The sequence below is a fragment of the Streptomyces sp. NBC_01304 genome, assembly GCF_035975855.1.
Taxonomy (GTDB): Bacteria; Actinomycetota; Actinomycetes; order Streptomycetales; family Streptomycetaceae; genus Streptomyces.
This window is the reverse complement of sequence record NZ_CP109055.1, coordinates 7886646-7905581: the sequence shown is the minus strand read 5'-3', so window position 1 is coordinate 7905581 and position 18936 is coordinate 7886646. Positions and strand designations below refer to the sequence as shown.

16 protein-coding genes are annotated in these 18936 nt (G+C 69.0%); 5 read left to right on the top strand and 11 right to left on the bottom strand.

What is annotated here, in order from left to right:
• Nucleotides 1-13 precede the first annotated feature (13 nt).
• From OG430_RS35105 to ctaC, 4 genes are all read right to left on the bottom strand, one after another.
• The gene (locus tag OG430_RS35105) at nt 14-1255 is read right to left on the bottom strand and encodes a L,D-transpeptidase (protein ID WP_327356674.1); all 1242 of its coding nucleotides are present in this window, start codon (nt 1253-1255) and stop codon (nt 14-16) included.
• A gap of 144 nt (nt 1256-1399) precedes the next feature.
• On the bottom strand, nt 1400-1798 hold the full coding sequence (locus OG430_RS35100) for a cytochrome c oxidase subunit 4 (protein WP_327356673.1): 399 nt from the start codon (nt 1796-1798) through the stop codon (nt 1400-1402).
• Nucleotides 1795-3528 (bottom strand): aa3-type cytochrome oxidase subunit I, encoded by a 1734-nt coding sequence (gene ctaD / locus OG430_RS35095; protein ID WP_327356672.1) that lies wholly within the window; start codon nt 3526-3528, stop codon nt 1795-1797. Before ctaD ends, OG430_RS35100 begins: the two co-directional genes overlap by 4 nt.
• Nucleotides 3525-4499 carry an aa3-type cytochrome oxidase subunit II gene (ctaC, locus tag OG430_RS35090; RefSeq protein ID WP_327356671.1) on the bottom strand — a complete coding sequence of 325 codons (975 nt, stop codon included), beginning with the start codon at nt 4497-4499 and terminating at the stop codon, nt 3525-3527. The genes ctaD and ctaC overlap by 4 nt, the downstream gene beginning before the upstream one ends.
• Before the next feature lie 301 nt (nt 4500-4800).
• Between ctaC and OG430_RS35085 the strand changes: the two genes are divergently transcribed.
• Nucleotides 4801-6180, top strand: coding sequence for a cysteine desulfurase/sulfurtransferase TusA family protein (locus tag OG430_RS35085; protein ID WP_327356670.1), 1380 nt, complete (start codon nt 4801-4803; stop codon nt 6178-6180).
• Nucleotides 6181-6189: 9 nt separating this feature from the next.
• Here the strand turns inward: OG430_RS35085 and OG430_RS35080 are convergent, their stop codons facing one another.
• Nucleotides 6190-7164, bottom strand: a complete 975-nt coding sequence (locus OG430_RS35080; protein WP_327356669.1) for a carbohydrate kinase family protein — start codon at nt 7162-7164, stop codon at nt 6190-6192.
• 137 nt (nt 7165-7301) lie between these two features.
• Between OG430_RS35080 and OG430_RS35075 the strand changes: the two genes are divergently transcribed.
• Together OG430_RS35075 and OG430_RS35070 are read left to right on the top strand one after the other, a co-directional pair.
• Nucleotides 7302-7511, top strand: a complete 210-nt coding sequence (locus OG430_RS35075; RefSeq protein WP_327356668.1) for a hypothetical protein — start codon at nt 7302-7304, stop codon at nt 7509-7511.
• A 112-nt stretch (nt 7512-7623) separates the two neighbouring features.
• Entirely contained in the window at nt 7624-9099 is a 1476-nt protein-coding gene (locus tag OG430_RS35070; protein ID WP_327356667.1) for a hypothetical protein, read from the top strand.
• Between the two features lie 107 nt (nt 9100-9206).
• Here the strand turns inward: OG430_RS35070 and OG430_RS35065 are convergent, their stop codons facing one another.
• Nucleotides 9207-9563, bottom strand: a complete 357-nt coding sequence (locus OG430_RS35065; protein WP_327359356.1) for a HesB/IscA family protein — start codon at nt 9561-9563, stop codon at nt 9207-9209.
• 289 nt (nt 9564-9852) lie between these two features.
• On the opposite strand from OG430_RS35065, the gene nadA reads away from it, so the two are divergent.
• The gene (gene nadA, locus OG430_RS35060; RefSeq protein ID WP_327356666.1) at nt 9853-11040 is read left to right on the top strand and encodes a quinolinate synthase NadA; all 1188 of its coding nucleotides are present in this window, start codon (nt 9853-9855) and stop codon (nt 11038-11040) included.
• 68 nt (nt 11041-11108) lie between these two features.
• A complete protein-coding gene (locus tag OG430_RS35055; protein WP_327356665.1) occupies nt 11109-11993 on the top strand; it encodes a GNAT family N-acetyltransferase in 885 nt (294 codons plus the stop codon).
• 73 nt (nt 11994-12066) lie between these two features.
• Here the strand turns inward: OG430_RS35055 and OG430_RS35050 are convergent, their stop codons facing one another.
• From OG430_RS35050 to OG430_RS35030, 5 genes are all read right to left on the bottom strand, one after another.
• Nucleotides 12067-15216 carry an efflux RND transporter permease subunit gene (locus OG430_RS35050; RefSeq protein ID WP_327356664.1) on the bottom strand — a complete coding sequence of 1050 codons (3150 nt, stop codon included), beginning with the start codon at nt 15214-15216 and terminating at the stop codon, nt 12067-12069.
• A 239-nt stretch (nt 15217-15455) separates the two neighbouring features.
• Nucleotides 15456-16142, bottom strand: a complete 687-nt coding sequence (locus tag OG430_RS35045; RefSeq protein WP_327356663.1) for a response regulator transcription factor — start codon at nt 16140-16142, stop codon at nt 15456-15458.
• The gene (locus OG430_RS35040) at nt 16139-17395 is read right to left on the bottom strand and encodes a sensor histidine kinase (RefSeq protein ID WP_327356662.1); all 1257 of its coding nucleotides are present in this window, start codon (nt 17393-17395) and stop codon (nt 16139-16141) included. Before OG430_RS35040 ends, OG430_RS35045 begins: the two co-directional genes overlap by 4 nt.
• 235 nt (nt 17396-17630) lie before the next feature.
• Complete coding sequence (pspAA, locus tag OG430_RS35035; RefSeq protein WP_327356661.1) at nt 17631-17909, bottom strand: PspA-associated protein PspAA; 279 nt, start codon at nt 17907-17909, stop codon at nt 17631-17633.
• Between the two features lie 43 nt (nt 17910-17952).
• A complete protein-coding gene (locus OG430_RS35030) occupies nt 17953-18747 on the bottom strand; it encodes a PspA/IM30 family protein (RefSeq protein WP_327356660.1) in 795 nt (264 codons plus the stop codon).
• Between the last annotated feature and the right edge of the window lie 189 nt (nt 18748-18936).

The following is an 18936-nucleotide window of genomic DNA, read 5'->3' as shown; positions in this document are numbered from 1 at the left end:
GAACGCGGTGGGCTCAGATCTGCGGGCGGAGCCGCGCCATGTCGACGGGGCTCTGGCCCTCCCGGGTGCCGGCGAGCAGGGTGCTGCCCTCGCGCCACTCCTTCCAGGGCATGTTCCAGTCGCCGAGCCCGTTGCCGAAGGCCGGCATGTCCTCGCCGTAGCTGTTGATGACCTTCACCAAGTCGCCCTGCTTGACCGTCTCGTAGAACCAGGCGGCGTCGCCCGTGCTCATGCCGGTGCAGCCGTGGCTGACGTTCTCGTAGCCCTGCGAGCCGACCGACCAGGGCGCGGCGTGCACGTACTCGCCGCTGTCGGTGAGCCGGGTCGCGTAGTAGACCTGCTTGTCGTAGAACTCCGCGGCGCCGATGGCGGAGCTGGTCATCCGGACCACGTACTCCAGGCCGAGGACCACCTTGACGCCGTTGCGCGTCTCCCAGCCGGGCTTGCCGGTGGTCACCGGCATGGAGTTGATCTCCTCGCCGTTGCGGTAGACGGTCATGTAGTGCGAAGAGGCATCCGTCACAGCCTCGATCCGGTCACCGGTCTTCAGCTGCAAGGGCTTCGACTCGCCGCCCCACAGCTTGTCGTTGACCTTGATGCCGTCGAGGTGCGAGCTCACATTGATGCTGGCGTTGGCCGGCCAGTAGTCCTTGGGCCGGTAGTGCAGCGTCTCGCTGTCCACCCAGTGCCAGGCGCCCTGCGTCGCGGGCTCCGAACGCACCGTCAGGGAGCGCTCGACGATGGCCCTCGCCTCCTTGCCCTTGACGGGCTTGGAGAGCTTCGCCGTGACGGGCTGTCCGACGCCGTACGTGCCCGACTCAGGGCCGAACTCGACCTTCAGGGCCTTCTTGGCCGCCGTGGTCTCGAAGTTCAGGAGCTTGCGGCCCGGGGAGCCCTCCTCGTCCTCGGTGGAGACCTTCACCGTGTAGTGGGCGCCCGCGGCGAGCGGGGACGTGGTGTGCCACCGCTTGCCGTCGGCGGACAGCTCGCCCGCCACGTAGCGGCCGAGGGTGTCGGTGGCCGTGACATCGGTGATGCGCCCGTGCTTGCCCTGGGCGGTCACCTCCAGGGGCTTCTCCGGATCCGCCTTCTGTGTCCCGGCAGGGCCGTTGAAGGCGATCTGGCCGGCCGCGTCGTACGGCTTCGCCGAGAGCGGGTGGCCGTCGGAGCTGCCGCAGGCCGTGGCCCCCGCACCGAGGGCGACCACCAGCGAGGTGCAACTCACAACCGTGCGGATTCGCGGTGAGTGATTCATGATCACACGGTATGAACGCCCGTCAGTTCCAGCGCGGCGAGTGACCCGTACGAGGGGCATCGAGTGCGGCAAAAGAGGGACCCGGACACATCTGACGGTGTGTCCGGGTCCCTCTTCGATACTGCGTGTTAACGGGTCAGCGGCTCACTGCGTCTGGTTCTCGCCGCGGTAGTACTCGAAGACCCAGCCCCACAGGCCGATCAGGATGATCGGCGCCGAGAAGTACATCAGCCACCAGCCGAAGATGACGCCCATGAAGGCGAGCGCGCCACCGATGGCCAGCGCGAGCGGCTGCCAGCTGTGCGGGCTGAAGAAGCCCACCTCGCCGGCCTCGTCCGCGACCTCGGCCTCCTTGTTGTCCTGCGCCATGGCGTCCACGCGCCGGGCCGTGAAGGCCAGGTAGTAGCCGATCATGATGCAGAGACCGAAGGCGAGGAAGAGCGCCGTGGTGCCTACCGGCTCCTTCGACCAGACGCCGTAGACGATGGCCATGGCCAGCACGAAGACGGCCAGCCAGATGAACATCTTGCCTTGGACCTTCACTTGCCGGCCTCCTTGCCACCGGCGAGCGCCTTGTCACCGTGACCGGCGTCGAGCTGGTCGATCGCCGAGATCTCAGGGTGATGCAGGTCGAACGCGGGGGATTCGGAACGGATCCGCGGCAGCGTGAGGAAGTTGTGCCGCGGCGGCGGGCAGGACGTCGCCCACTCGAGCGAGCGGCCGTAGCCCCACGGGTCGTCGACCTCGACCTTCTTGCCGTACTTCGCCGTCTTCCAGACGTTGTACATGAAGGGGAGCATCGACAGACCGAGCAGGAACGAGCTGATCGTCGAGATCGTGTTCAGCGCGGTGAAGCCGTCCGCCGCGAGGTAGTCCGCGTACCGACGCGGCATGCCCTCGGCGCCCAGCCAGTGCTGCACCAGGAACGTGCCGTGGAAGCCCACGAACAGCGTCCAGAACGTGATCTTGCCGAGCCGCTCGTCCAGCATCTTGCCGGTGAACTTCGGCCACCAGAAGTGGAATCCGGAGAACATCGCGAACACCACGGTGCCGAAGATGACGTAGTGGAAGTGCGCGACCACGAAGTACGAGTCCGAGACGTGGAAGTCCATCGGCGGCGAGGCCAGGATGACGCCGGTCAGACCACCGAAGGTGAAGGTGATCAGGAAGCCGACGGCCCAGAGCATCGGTGTCTCGAAGGACAACGAGCCCTTCCACATCGTTCCGATCCAGTTGAAGAACTTCACGCCCGTCGGCACGGCGATGAGGAACGTCATGAAGGAGAAGAACGGCAGGAGCACGCCGCCGGTGACGTACATGTGGTGCGCCCACACCGTCACGGACAGACCGGCGATCGCGATCGTCGCGCCGACCAGACCGATGTAGCCGAACATCGGCTTCCGGGAGAAGACCGGGATGACTTCGGAAATGATTCCGAAGAATGGTAGGGCGATGATGTACACCTCTGGATGGCCGAAGAACCAGAAGAGGTGTTGCCATAGCAAGGCCCCGCCATTGGCGGCGTCGAAGACATGCGCACCGAACTTGCGGTCCGCCTCCAGGGCGAACAGCGCGGCCGCCAGGACCGGGAAGGCGAGCAGGACCAGCACACCGGTCAGCAGCACGTTCCAGGTGAAGATCGGCATCCGGAACATCGTCATGCCGGGAGCGCGCATGCAGATGATGGTCGTGATGAAGTTGACCGAGCCGAGGATCGTGCCGAAGCCGGAGAAGGCCAGACCCATGATCCACATGTCGGCGCCGATGCCCGGCGAGCGGACGGCGTCCGACAGCGGGGAGTAGGCGAACCAGCCGAAGTCGGCCGCACCCTGCGGGGTGAGGAAGCCGGCCACCGCGATGATCGAGCCGAACAGGTAGAGCCAGTAGGCGAACATGTTCAGCCGCGGGAACGCCACGTCGGGCGCACCGATCTGCAGCGGCATGATCCAGTTCGCGAATCCGGCGAACAGCGGCGTCGCGAACATCAGCAGCATGATCGTGCCGTGCATCGTGAACGCCTGGTTGAACTGCTCGTTCGACATGATCTGCGTGCCGGGACGGGCCAGTTCGGCGCGCATGAAGAGCGCCATCAGACCGCCGATGCAGAAGAACACGAACGACGTGACCAGGTACATCGTGCCGATGGTCTTGTGGTCAGTGGTGGTCATCCACTTGATCACGGCAATACCGGGCTGCCTGCGCCGAACCGGGAGCTCGTTCTCGTACGAGTCGTCAGCTGCGGCTACACCCTTGGGTTCATTGAGGATGCTCACAGTTGGTTCTTCTCCGCATTCCTGGCCGGGTCCGTCTGCTCAATGCCGGACGGGATGTACCCGGTCTGACCCTTCTTCGCCAGGTCCTCGAGGTGCTTCTGGTACTCCTCGGGGGAAACGACCTTCACGTTGAAGAGCATCCGGGAGTGGTCCACACCGCAGAGCTCGGCGCACTTGCCCATGAAGGTGCCCTCCTGGTTCGGAGTCACCTCGAAGACATTGGTGTGGCCGGGGATGACGTCCTGCTTCATCAGGAACGGCACCACCCAGAAGGAGTGGATGACGTCGCGCGAGGTCAGGACGAACCGGACCTTCTCGCCCTTGGGCAGCCACAGCGTCGGACCGGGGCTCTTGGCGCCCGTTTCCTTGCTGCCGCGGGTGTCCGTGCCGGGCGTGCCGACCTCGTAGACGCCGCCGGCGTTGGCCGGGAAGTCCTTCTTGAACTTGTCCGGGATCGCTCCCAGATCCTTGTTCGTCTTGGCGTCACCCTCGGAACCGGGGACGTCCTCGACGTAGTTGAAGCCCCAGCTCCACTGGAAGCCCACCACGTTGACCGTGTGTGCGGGCTTCTCGGAGAGGCCGAGGAGCTTCGATTCGTCTCGTGCGGTGAAGTAGAACAACACCGAGACGATGATGAGCGGAACCACCGTGTACAAGGCCTCGATGGGCATGTTGTACCGGGTCTGCGGAGGTACCTCGACCTTGGTGCGGCTGCGCCGGTGGAAAATGACACTCCACAGGATCAGGCCCCACACGAGCACGCCCGTGGCGAGCGCGGCGGCCCAGGAGCCCTGCCACAGCGAGAGGATCCGAGGAGCCTCTTCCGTGACGGGGGTGGGCATTCCAAGGCGGGGGAAGTCCTTGTATGCGCAACCGGTAGCGGTCGCAAGGATCAGGCCCGCAGTCAGCACCTGCGGCAGCTTCCGCCGCATCGGGCGCCGCGACGAGCGGTCGGAGCCGTTGGGACTCACGTAGCGCCTTCCCGAGAGTCTCGCCCGATCGGCCGGGCTCGGCCGTTGGCGGGTCGGGCTCCGGTCCCTGTACGGGCAGGGGTTTGGATGTTTATGCGGACCAAACCCTACTGGACGCTATTTGGGGTCGCGCGGGGAGGGTGCCCAACGCGCCGAGCAGCGACCCGAAGGGGTGGAATCCGGCCTGAATCCCGCGCTTGAGCAGGCAACTGACGGTCCCTTGATTGATACCGACAGTAAGTCGGCGAAGGCCTTCGGGCGGCCCGGGCCGGCGCTCCGCGACGCCCGGTAGCGTGACGGCGTGCCCTACTTCGACGTCGCTTCCTCCGCTCCCCTGCACCCCGTTGCCCGCCAGGCGCTGCTCGCCTCGCTGGACGAGGGATGGGCCGATCCGGCCCGGCTGTACAAGGAGGGACGGCGGGCACGGCTGCTGCTCGACGCCGCCCGGGAGGCCGCCGCACAGGCGGTGGGATGCCGCCCGGACGAGCTCGTCTTCACCTCTTCGGGGACGCGCGCGGTGCACTCCGGGATCGCGGGCGCGCTCGCGGGACGGCGGCGTGTCGGGCGGCATGTGGTGGTGTCTGCGGTCGAACACTCGGCAGTGCTCCATTCGGCCGCCGACCATGAGAGCCGGGACGGCGCGGCGACACAGGTGCCGGTGGACCGGTCGGGCCGCGTCAACGTGGCCGCGTACGCCGAAGCCCTGCGCGCGGACACCGCGCTGGCGTGCCTGCAGAGCGCCAACCACGAGGTGGGCACGGTGCAGCCGGTCGCGGAGGTCGCCGAGGCGTGCCGGGCGGCGGGGGTGCCGCTCCTGGTGGACGGGGCGCAGTCGCTGCCGTGGGGGCCGGTGGCCGGTGACTGGTCGCTGCTTGCCGGGAGTGCCCACAAATGGGGCGGGCCCGCGGGCGTCGGGCTGCTGGCCGTACGCAAGGGAGTGCGGTTCGCCGCTCAAGGGCCGCTCGACGAGCGGGAGTCGGGGCGCGCGGCCGGGTTCGAGAACCTGCCGGCGATCGTGGCCGCCGCGGCCTCGCTGCGGGCGGTGCATGCCGAGGCCGCTCAGGAGGCGGTGCGGCTGCGGGAGTTGACGGAGCGGATCCGGGCGCGGGTGCCGCAGCTGGTGCCGGACGTGGCGGTCGTGGGCGATCCCGAGCGGCGGCTGCCGCACCTGGTGACCTTCTCGTGTCTCTATGTCGACGGGGAGACCCTGCTGCACGAGCTGGACCGGGCGGGTTTCTCCGTGTCGTCCGGTTCTTCCTGTACGAGTTCGACGCTGACCCCGAGCCATGTGCTGAAGGCGATGGGGGTGCTGAGCGAGGGGAATGTCCGCGTTTCGCTGCCCGTGGGGACCTCGGCCGAAGTGGTCGAGGAGTTTCTGGCCGTACTTCCGGGAGTTGTCGGGTCCGTACGGGAGAAGCTCGGGGCGCCGGTGGCGGCTGTCCGGCCGGCGCGGGCCCAGTCGCTGGTCGTGGACGCGCTCGGGGAGCGGTGTCCGATTCCGGTGATCGAGCTGGCGAAGGTCATCGGTGACGTGCCGGTCGGCGGCACGGTGACGGTCCTGTCCGACGACGAGGTCGCCGAGCTCGACATCCGGGCCTGGTGCCATCTGCAGAACCAGGAGTACGTCGGCGAGGAGCCGGCGGACCAGGGGTGGGCCTATGTGGTCCGCCGGCTCTCGTAGTCACGCCGGTTACGCCAGGTGCTCCTGGACCTCGGTGGCGGCCTCGAAGCCGTACGCCTTGGTGAAGCGGTCCATGAAGTGGGCGCGGCGCAGGGTGTACTCCTGGGTGCCCAGGGTCTCGATGACCAGCGTGGCCAGCATGCAGCCGAGCTGGGCGGCGCGCTCCAGGCCGACGCCCCAGCCGAGGCCGGTGAGGAAGCCCGCGCGGAACGCGTCGCCGACGCCGGTCGGGTCGACCTTGGCGTCCTCCTCGGGCACGCCGACCTCGATCGGGTCCTGGCCGACGCGCTCGATGCGCACGCCGCGGGAGCCGAGGGTGGTGACGCGGTGGCCGACCTTGCCGAGGATCTCCTTGTCGGTCCAGCCGGTCTTGGACTCGATGAGGCCCTTCTCGTACTCGTTGGAGAAGAGGTACTCGGCGCCGTCCAGGAGGATGCGGATCTCCTCGCCGTCCATGCGCGCGATCTGCTGCGAGAAGTCGGCGGCGAACGGGATGTTCCTCGAGCGGCACTCCTCGGTATGGCGGAGCATCGCCTCCGGGTCGTCGGCGCCGATCAGGACGAGGTCGAGGCCGCCGACGCGCTCGGCGACGGTCTGCAGCTCGATCTGGCGGGCCTCGCTCATGGCGCCCGTGTAGAAGGAGCCGATCTGGTTGTGGTCGGCGTCCGTGGTGCACACGAAGCGGGCCGTGTGCAGGGTCTCGGAGATCCGGACCGAGGTGGTGTCGACGCCGTGCCGGTCGAGCCAGGCGCGGTACTCGTCGAAGTCGTAACCTGCGGCACCCACCAGGATCGGCTTGCCGCCGAGCTGGCCCATGCCGAAGCAGATGTTCGGGGCGACGCCTCCCCTGCGGACGTCGAGGTTGTCGACCAGGAAGGAGAGCGAGACCGTGTGCAGCTGATCGGCGACCAGTTGGTCGGCGAATCGGCCGGGGAAGGTCATGAGGTGGTCGGTGGCGATGGAGCCGGTGACTGCGATACGCATCGCGGAGGTCTCCTGCGGAGAGGCTGCGGGGGAGATTGACACTCCACGCTACCGGGTCGGGCCAGTATCGCTGAACTGGCAAAACTACCCGATAGTAGACCTTTTTTATCTTGGTGAGGCGTGCGTACGGTGCGTACATGTCGAAGCACATCGCGCTGCCCGAGCCCGCTCTGACCGCTGATTTCACGCTGAAGCAGCTGCAGGGGGACTGCGCCCGGATGGTGCCGCACTGGACGCCCGCTCGAGAGGCCACGCCCGGCCCCGTCTCCCCGTCGCGCATCCACGGTGTCGTCGTCCCGCCGACGTCGGCGCGGATCGTGGACGGCATGAACGACTTCGGGAACTGAGGGGCGCAGAAGAAGGGAACCGCACGCTCCCCCGGTTCGTCCCATGGCCAGTCCCCCCGAAAGGGGATAGGACATACGGCAGGACGACCGTCGTTGGTGAAGGAGTGACGCGGTGACTAGCGAGCAGACCCCAGAGGAACCCCGCAGGCGGCGTTCCCCGCTGGCTGTCGCCTCCGTCGCGGCCGCGGTGCTGATCGCGGGCGGCGGGGGCGCGTACTTCGCGGCGAACGCCGCCGGCGGTGGCGGACGGCCGGACTCCGGTGCCCCGGCGGGCGACGGCACCCCTCCCCCGCTGGTGCTGGACGGCCACACGGAGGGCATCGCGCCCGGCGAGCCCGACCCGAGCGGGGCGCGCTACCGGGCGGACGGCGAGCTGCCGGACGGGCCGGACTCCGCCGCCGTGTACCGGCCACAGGGTGAGGTGACCGCCGAGCAGGTGTCGGCGCTGGCCAAGGCCCTGAAGGTGTCGGGCACGCCGCGCTCGGACGGGACCAACTGGACGGTGGGCAAGCCGCAGGACGGGCCGGTGCTCACCGTGACCCGGCAGGCGCCCGGGAGCTGGACGTTCAGCGCGTTCAAGGGCGGCGCATCCGACAACTGCAAGCTGGGCGACGAGCGGTGCTATCGCCCGTCCATTGCTCTGGGCGCCGGCCAGAACCCGGTGAGCGAGGCGGTCGCGAAGGCCGCGGCGGCACCCGTGCTCAAGGCCGTCGGCCAGGACGACGCGAAGCTGGACGCGACGCAGACCACCGTCGCGATGCGGGTGGTGAACGCCGACCCGAAGGTGGGCGGGCTGCCCACGTACGGCTGGTCGACCGGGATCCAGGTCGGCCCGGACGGGCAACTCGCGGGTGGCAGCGGCCAGTTGACGAAGCCGGTGAAGGGGGCGACGTACCCCGTCATCAGCGCGGAGAAGACGCTGGAGCTCCTGAACAAGTCGGCGACGGGTGACGGGCGCGTGGGCATCGGCGGCTGCGCGAGCGCCGTGCCGCACGACGATCCGGCGATCGCGCCCGGCGAGGGCAAGGACGAGGCCTGCCCGCCCGATACGGGTACCACGGCGCCCAAGCCGGAGCCGGTGACCGTGTCCGGTGCGACGTTCGGGCTCGCGGTGCACTTCGAGGAGGGGCGGCAGACCCTGGTGCCGTCGTGGCTGTTCGAGGTGAAGCCGGCCGGGGCCGAGAAGGCGTTCACCATCACTCACCCGGCGGTGGACCCCAAGTTCCTTGCCGCGCCCCAGAGTTCGACCACGGGGCCCTCCCAGCCGCCGACGAGCGGGCAGCCGGGTGACACCCCGCCGGATACCCCGCAGCACCGCAGCGTCAAGGTCGAGTCGTACGGCACGAGCGAGAAGTCGGACGGGAAGTCGCTGACCGTGAAGTTCTGGGGCGGCGCGTGCAACGAATACACCGCGAGCGCCAAGGAGAGCGCGGACGAGGTCCAGGTCATGGTGGACGAGGCCCCGATGAAGAAGGGCACCTACTGCATCATGATCGCGAAGGAGCACACCAAGACGGTGTCGCTCGAAAAGCCGCTGGGCGACCGCAAGGTGGTCGGCTCCGACGGAGCTGTGGTGCCTCGCAAGTGAGGCCGTAGAGGGACGCGAGGCATACGCGAAAGCGGCGGCCACCCGGTGCACGGGGGCCGCCGCTTTCGTGCGTACGCGGCCGCCGTGGGCCGCGTACGCGAAAAGGCTTAGCTGAACGAGTCGCCGCAGGCGCAGGAGCCCGTGGCGTTGGGGTTGTCGATGGTGAAGCCCTGCTTCTCGATGGTGTCGACGAAGTCGATCGAGGCGCCGCCGAGGTACGGGGCGCTCATGCGGTCGGTGACGACCTTGACGCCGTCGAAGTCCTTGACGACGTCGCCGTCGAGCGAGCGCTCGTCGAAGAAGAGCTGGTAGCGGAGGCCGGAGCAGCCGCCGGGCTGGACGGCGACGCGCAGCGCGAGGTCGTCACGGCCTTCCTGGTCGAGCAGGGCCTTGACCTTGCCCGCGGCGGCCTCGGACAGGAGGATGCCGTCGCTGACAGTGGTCTTCTCGTCCGATACGGACATCTGCTTGTCTCCCGGGTTGTTCGGACTGCTTGCCGACTGGTTGAACCGTCGGGGCCACGGATTCATTCCGGGCCTGGCGCGCTGATTCTGCTGCAGCTTTTCCTGCACCTTCATGCTCGCACACTGCGCCGCCGGAACGTCCAGGCCGGTGCGCCGGGGAATGCGTCACATCGACACGATGGCCATCGTCAAACTGACGTGAAGCAGTTATGATAGATAACGTCAATTCGACGAAAAGCATGCCCAGACCATGGGTGTGCCCGCGGAAGAAGAAGAAAGGGTGCGTGTCGTGACCACCGCCCAATCCCCCGTAGAGCTTGACGTCCAGCCGACTCCGCTCGCCCTGCTCCTGCTCGGTCGCGAGGCCGACCCGAAGAGCGAGCGCGGTGTCGACTGCCCTGGTGACCTGCCCGCCGCATCCGACCCGGACCTGGTGGAGCGCGCCCGCGCGGCCAAGGAGAAGCTCGGGGACAAGGTCTTCGTGCTCGGCCACCACTACCAGCGCGACGAGGTCATCCAGTTCGCCGACGTCACCGGGGACTCCTTCAAGCTCGCGCGTGACGCGGCCGCCAAGCCGGAGGCCGAGTACATCGTCTTCTGCGGTGTGCACTTCATGGCCGAGTCCGCGGACATCCTGACGACGGACGACCAGAAGGTAGTGCTCCCGGACCTCGCCGCCGGCTGTTCCATGGCCGACATGGCGACGGCCGAGCAGGTCGCCGAGTGCTGGGACGTGCTGACCGAGGCCGGCGTGGCCGAGCAGGTCGTGCCCGTCTCGTACATGAACTCCTCCGCCGACATCAAGGCCTTCACCGGCAAGCACGGCGGCACCATCTGCACCTCCTCCAACGCCAAGAAGGCCCTGGAGTGGGCCTTCGAGCAGGGCGAGAAGGTGCTCTTCCTGCCGGACCAGCACCTCGGCCGCAACACCGCCGTACGGGACATGGGGATGTCGCTCGACGACTGCGTCCTCTACAACCCGCACAAGCCGAACGGCGGGCTCACCGCCGAGCAGCTGCGCGACGCGAAGATGATCCTGTGGCGCGGGCACTGCTCGGTGCACGGCCGGTTCTCGCTGGACTCCGTGGCTGACGTGCGGACGCGGATCCCCGGCGTGAACGTCCTCGTGCACCCCGAGTGCAAGCACGAGGTCGTGGCGGCCGCGGACTACGTCGGGTCGACGGAGTACATCATCAAGACCCTGGAGGCGGCCCCGGCCGGCTCCAAGTGGGCCATCGGCACCGAGCTCAACCTGGTTCGCCGCCTCGCCAACCGCTTCGCCGCCGAGGACAAGGAGGTCGTCTTCCTCGACAAGACGGTCTGCTTCTGCTCGACCATGAACCGGATCGACCTGCCGCACCTGGTGTGGACCCTTGAGTCCCTGGCCGAGGGGAACCTGGTCAACCGGATCGAGGTCGACCGGGAGACGGAGCAGTTCGCGAAGCTGGCCCTTGAGCGGATGCTGGCGCTGCCGTAGGGACGTAGGGACGTAGGGACGTACGAAATTACGTTTCGGGGCTTCGGCGTTGTCCGTAGCTTGAGGGCATGATCCTCAGGCCCATGCGGGACACCGCCGAAGACCTCGAAGCCGTACGACTGATCGCCACGGCCGCTTTCGAGTCCCTGAGGGCCTCGCTCGGCGAGCCACCGGATCCCGAGCCGGCTCCGGAGAGCATCGCCCGTGAGGTCGCCCTGAACCGGCACTTCGTCCGCACGGACCCCGGCGGCTGCTGGCTCGCCTTCGACGAGGAGGGAGAGCCCCTCGGTGCCGCGCTCGCCTCGAAGCGCGAGGGCACCTGGGGGCTCTCCCTCCTCGTCGTGTCACCGGCCGCGCAGGGCAAGGGAGTTGGGCGGGCACTACTGGGGCGGGCCGTGGCGTACGGCGCCGACTGTCCGCGCGGGATCATCTCCGGGTCCCCCGATCCCCGGGCCGCGCGCGCCTACCGGGGTGCCGGGTTCACGCTGCATCCGGCGATGCGCTTCAAAGGGACCCTCGATCCGGCGGGACTCGCCGCTCCGGACGGGCCGGTGCTGGTGGGCGGTCCCGAGCACCGGGAGCTCATGGACGGCGTCGACCGGCTCAAGCGGGGCGGGGCGCACGGCCCCGACCACGACGAACTCCTGCGCCGCGCCGGCCTGTTGGTCGCGGACGACGAGGCGGGCAGTGGCTACTGCTACTTCGACAGGGCCGACGGGAAGGTCCTCACCGTCGTCGCGACCACCGAGCAGGTCGGCGCCCGGCTGCTCACCTCGGCGCTCCTTCGTCTCGACGCGGGCACCACGGTGACGGTCGCCAATGTCACCGCCGAGCAGGAGTGGGCGGTGGACGTGCTGTTCGCCGCCCGCCTCGAGGTGACCGCCGGGGCCTATGTGTGTCTGCGCGGGATGCGGCCGCCGACCGCGTTCGTGCCGTCGGGCATGTTCCTGTAGGGGCCGTTTTGCGGATACGTCGATGGGGCGTCCCCCTCTCCAAGAGGGGGACGCCCCATCGACGTACTGCCCACTAGACCTGCGCGGGCTCCGCCTCGGTCTGCTGGGCCGGGATGCCCAGCTTCTTGGCGCGCTTGGCCGCCTTCTTCTTGGCCCGGCGCTCCTTGCGGAGCTCGAGCATCGCGTACAGCGTCGGCACCAGGAGGAGCGTCAGCAGGGTCGAGCTGATCAGGCCGCCGATCACGACCACCGCCAGGGGCTGGCCGATGAAGCCGCCCTCGCCGGTGATGCCCGCCGCCATCGGGAGCAGGGCGAAGATCGTCGCCAGGGCCGTCATCAGGATCGGGCGCAGGCGGTGCCGGCCGCCCTCGATGACCGCCTCGACCACGCCGTAACCCTTGGCCCGGTACTGGTTGATCAGGTCGATCAGGACGATCGCGTTGGTGACCACGATGCCGATGAGCATCAGCATGCCGATCATCGACGGCACACCCATCGGCGTACCGGTGGCGACAAGCAGGCCGATCGCACCGGTGGCCGCGAACGGGATGGAGACCAGCAGGATCAGCGGCTGGAGGAGGGAGCGGAACGTCGCCACGAGCAGCATGAAGACGATCGCGATCGCCGCCAGCATGGCGAGGCCGAGCGAGGCGAAGGCCTCGTCCTGGTCGGAGGAGACGCCGCCGATGGAGACCGTGGCGCCCTCGGGCAGCTTCTTCTCCAGCTCGTTGATCTTCGTCTGGAGCTTGGCGCTGACCGCGCCCGTGTTGTCGCCGGTCGGCTTCGCCGTGATGGTGGCGGCCCGGGAGCCGTCGATCCGGGTCATGGAGACCGGGCCGTCGACGAGCTTGACGGTCGCGATGTCGCCCAGCTTCACCGGGCCGAGCTTCAGGTCCTTCAGCTCGTCCAGCGTCTTGGCGGGCTTCGCCGACTTCACCAGGACGTCGCGCTCGGTGTCGTCGAGGATCGCCTTGGCGCTCGTGGTGCCGCGGACCGCCTGGGTGACGGCCTGGCCGAGGGTGGTGTCGTTGAAGCCGGCGGCGGCCGCCTTGTCGTTGGCCCGGACCGAGATCCGGGGCACGGACTGGGCCAGGTCGCTCTGCACGTCGGTGACGTCGTCGAGCTTCGCGATCTCGTCGCGGACCTGCTCGGCGGCCTTGTTCAGTACGTCGGCGTCGGCGGCCTTGACCACCACGCTGAGGTCCTGGTTGCCGAAGCCGTCGCCGGCCGCGATGCGGGTGTCGCCGATGCCGTCGAGCTTGGCCAGCTCGTCGTCGATCTTGTCGCGGGTGTCCTCGTACGACGCCGAGTCGGCGAGCGTGATCTGGTACGAGGCCTGGTTGGTGTCGGTGCCGCCGCCGAAGGCCGCGAGCCAGCCGGAGGAGCCGATGGTGACCTGGTAGTCCTTGACCTCGTCGAGGCCGGAGAGGACCTTCTCGATCTTCTTGGTGGACTCGTCGGTCGCGGCCAGGCTGGTGCCCGGCTTCAACTCCTGCTTGATGGAAAGGACTTCCTGCTCGCCCTGGTCGAAGAAGTTGGTCTTCAGCAGGGGGGCCATGCCGAACGTGCCGACCAGGACGACGATCGCCAGGGCCACGCTGGTCAGGCGACGCCGGGTGGCGAAGCGCAGGACGGGAACGTAGATCCGCTGCAGCCTGGAGCGGTTCTCCTTCTCCTCCGCGAGGCGGCGGGCCTCGTCGGCGTCCTCGGGGGTGCCCTTGGGAGCCCGCAGGAACCAGTACGAGAGCACCGGGACCACGGTCAGCGAGACGAGCAGCGACGCAAGGAGCGCTGCCGTCACGGTGAGGGAGAAGGAGCCGAAGAGCTCGCCCACCATGCCGCCGACCAGGCCGATCGGCAGGAACACCGCGACCGTGGTGAGCGTCGAGGAGGTGACCGCGCCCGCGACTTCCCGGACCGCGGTGAGGATCGCGGACTCGCGCTCCTCGCCGTAGGAGAGGTGGCGCTTGATGTTCTCCAGGACCACGATCGAGTCGTCGACGACCCGGCCGATCGCGATCGTCAGCGCGCCGAGGGTGAGCATGTTGAGGGAGAGGTCGCGGGTCCACAGGACGATCAGGGCCAGCACGACCGAGAGCGGGATGGAGACCGCGGTGACCAGGGTCGAGCGGATCGACGCCAGGAAGACCAGGATCACCAGGACCGCGAAGGCCAGGCCGAGGGCGCCCTCGGTGGTCAGGCCGGAGATCGACTTGGAGACGGCCGGGCCCTGGTCGGAGACCACGGTCAGGTCGGCGCCCTTGCCCAAGTCCTTGCGGAGGTCGGGCAGTTGGTCCTTGACCCCGTCGGAGATCGCGACCGCGGAGCCGTCCTTGTCCATGGTGACGACCACGGCGAGGCTGGGCTCGCCGTTGGTGCGGGTCAGGGAGTCGGCCTTGGCCTCCTCCTGCTCGACCTTCGCGACGTCACCGAGGCGGACGGGCTTCGCGGGCTTGCCCTTCGCGGCCCCCGGCTTGGCCTCGGGGGTGATGCGGAGGTCCTCGATCTGCTGGAGCGAGGTGAAGCCGCCGCCGACCTGGACGGTGCGGTTGTTGCCGTCCTCGTCGAAGGAGCCGGCCGGCATGGTCCCGCCGCCCGCCTGCAGGGCCTGGCCGAGCGCGGCCGAAGTCAGGCCCGCCTTGGCCAGCTTGGCGTCGTCCGGGGTGACCGCGACCTGGAGGTCACGGACGCCGTCGACGGTGACCTGGGCGACGCCGTCGATGTCCTCGAGCGCGGGGACGACGGTGCGGTCCAGCTTGTCGGCGAGCGCCTGCTGGTCCTTGCCCTCGGTGGACGCGGCGAGCACGACGGTCGGGATGTCGTCCGTGGAGCCGGCCACGACCTGCGGGTCGACGTCCTCGGGGAGCTGGGCGCGGGCCCGGTTCACGGCCTGCTGGACGTCGGCGACGAGCTGCTTGGAGCCGGGGCCGTAGTCGAACTGGGCCATGATCACGGCGTTGCCCTCGCTCGCCGTGGAGGTCATGCCGGTGATGCCGTCGACCGCGTCGAGGGTGGATTCGAGGGGCTCGACGACCTGCTTCTCGACCACGTCGGGGGAGGCACCCTGGTACGGCGCGATGATCGACACCATCGGAAGCTCGATGGAGGGGAGCAGCTGCTGCTTGAGCTGCGGGATGGCGATCGCGCCGAAGACGAGCGCGACGATCGACATCAGTCCGACCAGGGCCCGTTGGGCGAGGCTGAATCTGGACAGCCAGGACATGGGTGGGGGTCTCTCTTCTGTGGCATGAGCGGCAGGAGGCGCCGTCCGGTGCGAAGTCCGGTGCGGAGTTCGGCGCCCCTACACCCTCAGCCATGCGCGAGGCACAATCCCTAGCTCCCAGGTGCCTTTCCTTATCCGGCGCATACTGCGGACGCAGTACGCAGGGTTCGGGATCGGTCCACCCTTCGGTGTACGCAGACCGCGCGGGGGCGTTCGGTCCACGCCGGGGCGGGTGGCGTTCAGTCCGCTCGCGGGTGAACAAGGCCCGATTCGTAGGCAATCACCACGAGTTGCGCCCGGTCGCGGGCGCCCAGCTTCGCCATCGCGCGGTTCACATGGGTCTTCACGGTGAGCGGGCTGACCGTGAGCCGCTCGGCGATCTCGTCGTTGGACAGGCCTCCGGCGACCTGGACCAGGACCTCGCGCTCCCTGCCGGTGAGCGCCGCGAGCCGCTCCGCGTGCGCCCCGCTTTCGCCACTGCCGTCCGAACTGTCGCCCTGGGCGAGGAACTTGGCGATCAGCCCTTTGGTCGCGGTCGGCGAGAGCAGCGCCTCGCCCGCGGCGGCCACCCGGATGGCGTTCAGCAACTCCTCGGGCTCCGAGCCCTTGCCGAGGAATCCGGAGGCGCCGGCCCGCAGCGACTGCACCACGTACTCGTCGACCTCGAACGTCGTCAGCATCACCACGTGCACCTGCCCGAGCGCCGGGTCCTCGCTGATCATGCGGGTCGCGGCGAGGCCGTCCGTGCCGGGCATCCGGATGTCCATCAGGACGACATCGGCGCGCTCGTCCTTCGCGAGCCGGACCGCCTCGGCGCCGTCCGAGGCCTCGCCGACGACCTCCATGTCGGGCTCGGAGTCGACCAGGACCCTGAAAGCGCTGCGCAGCAGGGCCTGGTCGTCCGCGAGCAGCACCCGGATCGTCATGTCTTCTCCCCTGTACGCGGCTGGAGGGGCAGGATCGCATGCACCCGGAAACCGCCGCCGTACCGGGGGCCGACCGCGATGCTGCCGCCGAGCGCGGTGGCGCGCTCGCGCATGCCGAGGAGGCCGTGGCCGCCGCCGGGCTCGGGCTCCGCTTCGGCCTTGGCGTCGGACTTGGCGTCGCTCTTGGCTCTGGCCTTCGGATCCGGTTGCGGGCCGTCGTCGAGGATCGTGACTTCTACGTTCGGTCCTACGCGTATGACGCTGACCTCGGCCTTCGCATCCTGGCCCGCGTGCTTCTGCACGTTCGTCAGCGCTTCCTGGATGACGCGGTACGCCGCCAGGTCGACGGCCGCCGGAAGCGTCATGCCGTCGTCGGCGCGTACGACCTCCACAGGGAGCCCGGCGTGTCGGAAGGTGTCCACCAGGTCGGCGAGGCGGGCGAGGCCGGGAGCGGGCTCGGTGGGGGCCTCCGGGTCTCCGGACTGGCGCAACAGGCCGACGGTGGCGCGCAGTTCGTTGAGCGCGGACCGGCTCGCCTCGCGTACGTGCGCGAGCGCTTCCTTGGCCTGGTCGGGGCGCTTGTCCATCACGTGCGAGGCGACGCCGGCCTGGACGTTGACCAGGGCGATGTGGTGGGCGACCACGTCGTGAAGATCGCGGGCGATCCGCAGCCGCTCCTCGGCGACGCGGCGCCTGGCCTCCTCGTCGCGGGTCTGCTCGGCCCGCTCGGCGCGCTCCCTTATGGCGTCGACGAAGGCCCGGCGGCTGCGGACCGCGTCGCCCGCGGCGGCGGCCATGCCGGTCCAGGCGAAGACGCCCAGGTTCTCCTGCGAGTACCAGGGCAGCGGGCCCGCCAGCATGGCGACGGCGGTGAGCACGGCCATGGTGGCGAGGCCGACCCGCCAGGTGGTGGGCCGGTCGGTGGAGGCGGCGACGGTGTAGAGCGCGATGACCGCGGACATGGCGACCGGGGCTCGGGGCTCGCCGGTGATCAGCTCGATGACGGTGACCGCGCTGGTCGCGGCGAGTACGAGCATCGGGGCGCGGCGGCGGTAGACCAGGGCGAGCGAGCCCAGCGCCATCAGGACGAGGCTGAGGCGGTCGGGGGCGCGGCCGAAGTAGGGGCCGTTCGGGCCGTGCGGCTCCACGAAGGAGCCGGTGACCATGCAGGCGAGTACGCAGGCCGCGAGGGTGGCGTCCAGGGCGAGGGGGTGTGCCTTGAGCCAGCTCTGGGGTCTCGCGAGGGTGGTCACGGTGTGCAACGTTAGCCTCCGGCTGGTGGCTGGACTGTGCCGGCTTGGGTCGCGGGGGCGCCGCCCCCGGGCCCCCGGTCCTCGCCGGACGGGCTGATTTTGCCCCTCCCCGCCCCTTCCCGTAAGGCTGCCGCCGGCTCGAAAAGATTGTCCTCAAACGCCGGACGGGCTGAAAGGAAAGATGTGTGCCCCGCTCTCCCTGTCGGGAGAGCGGGGCACACGGTGCTGGTGTGGGTCAGCCCGGGATCAGGCCGTCGTCGTTCAGCAGGGCACGGACCTCTTCGATCGTCGCGTCCGGGGACGGGAGGATCAGTTCCGACGGCTCAAGCGCGTCGTCGGGCAGTGGAGCGCCGAGCTCGCGGACCTTGTCGAGGAGTTGGGTCAGCGTGCGGCGGAAGCCTGGCCCGTCGCCGTTCTCCATCTCCTCGAGAAGCTCGTCGTCCAGCTTGTTCAGTTCGGCGAAGTGGCTGTCCGCCAGCTTCACCTGCCCCTCCCCCATGATCCGTACGATCACGACGCTCTCCTCAGAGTCAGGGACGTGCAAGAACCTTCAGGGACTACTGCTTGTCGAAGCGCGGGGTGTCCTGCTGCGGCTGAGCCTGAGTCTGGCCCGCGCCGCCCTCGATCGCCTGCTGGCCACCGGTCGGGCCACCCGCCAGCTCGGCCTTCATGCGCTGCAGTTCCAGCTCGACGTCCGTACCACCGGAGAGGCGGTCCAGCTCGGCCTGGATGTCGTCCTTGGCCATGCCCGACTGGTCGTCGAGCGCGCCGGAGGCGAGGAGCTCGTCGATGGCGCCGGCCCGGGCCTGCAGCTGCGCCGTCTTGTCCTCGGCACGCTGGATCGCCATGCCGACGTCGCCCATCTCCTCGGAGATGCCGGAGAAGGCCTCGCCGATTCGGGTCTGGGCCTGGGCGGCGGTGTACGTGGCCTTGATCGTTTCCTTCTTGGTGCGGAAGGCGTCGACCTTGGCCTGCAGTCGCTGGGCCGCCAGAGTGAGCTTCTCCTCCTCGCCCTGCAGCGTCTGGTGCTGCGTCTCCAGGTCGCTGACCTGCTGCTGCAGCGCGGCACGGCGGGACAGGGCCTCGCGGGCCAGGTCCTCACGGCCGAGCGCGAGCGCCTTGCGGCCCTGGTCCTCCAGGGTCGAGGACTGCTTGTTCAGCTGCGTGAGCTGCAGCTCCAGGCGCTTGCGGGAGGTCGCCACATCGGCGACGCCGCGGCGCACCTTCTGCAGCAGCTCCAGCTGCTTCTGGTACGAGTAATCGAGGGTCTCGCGCGGGTCCTCGGCCCGGTCAAGGGCCTTGTTCGCCTTCGCGCGGAAGATCATCCCCATACGCTTCATGACACCGCTCATGGGCTTCGCGCGCCCCCTTCTGACAGTTCCCGACGACGTTCCAGCTCCAGCACTGCAACAGAACCCAGCGTACGGGCCCTGCCTCTATTACCGCACTGTTCGAGCGCCGATGCGCTCCTCCCCAAGGACGACTGGCGTCCCGGCGGCTAGGGCCCAGGGTGTAGATGACCATCGGGGAGACCCTGGGGG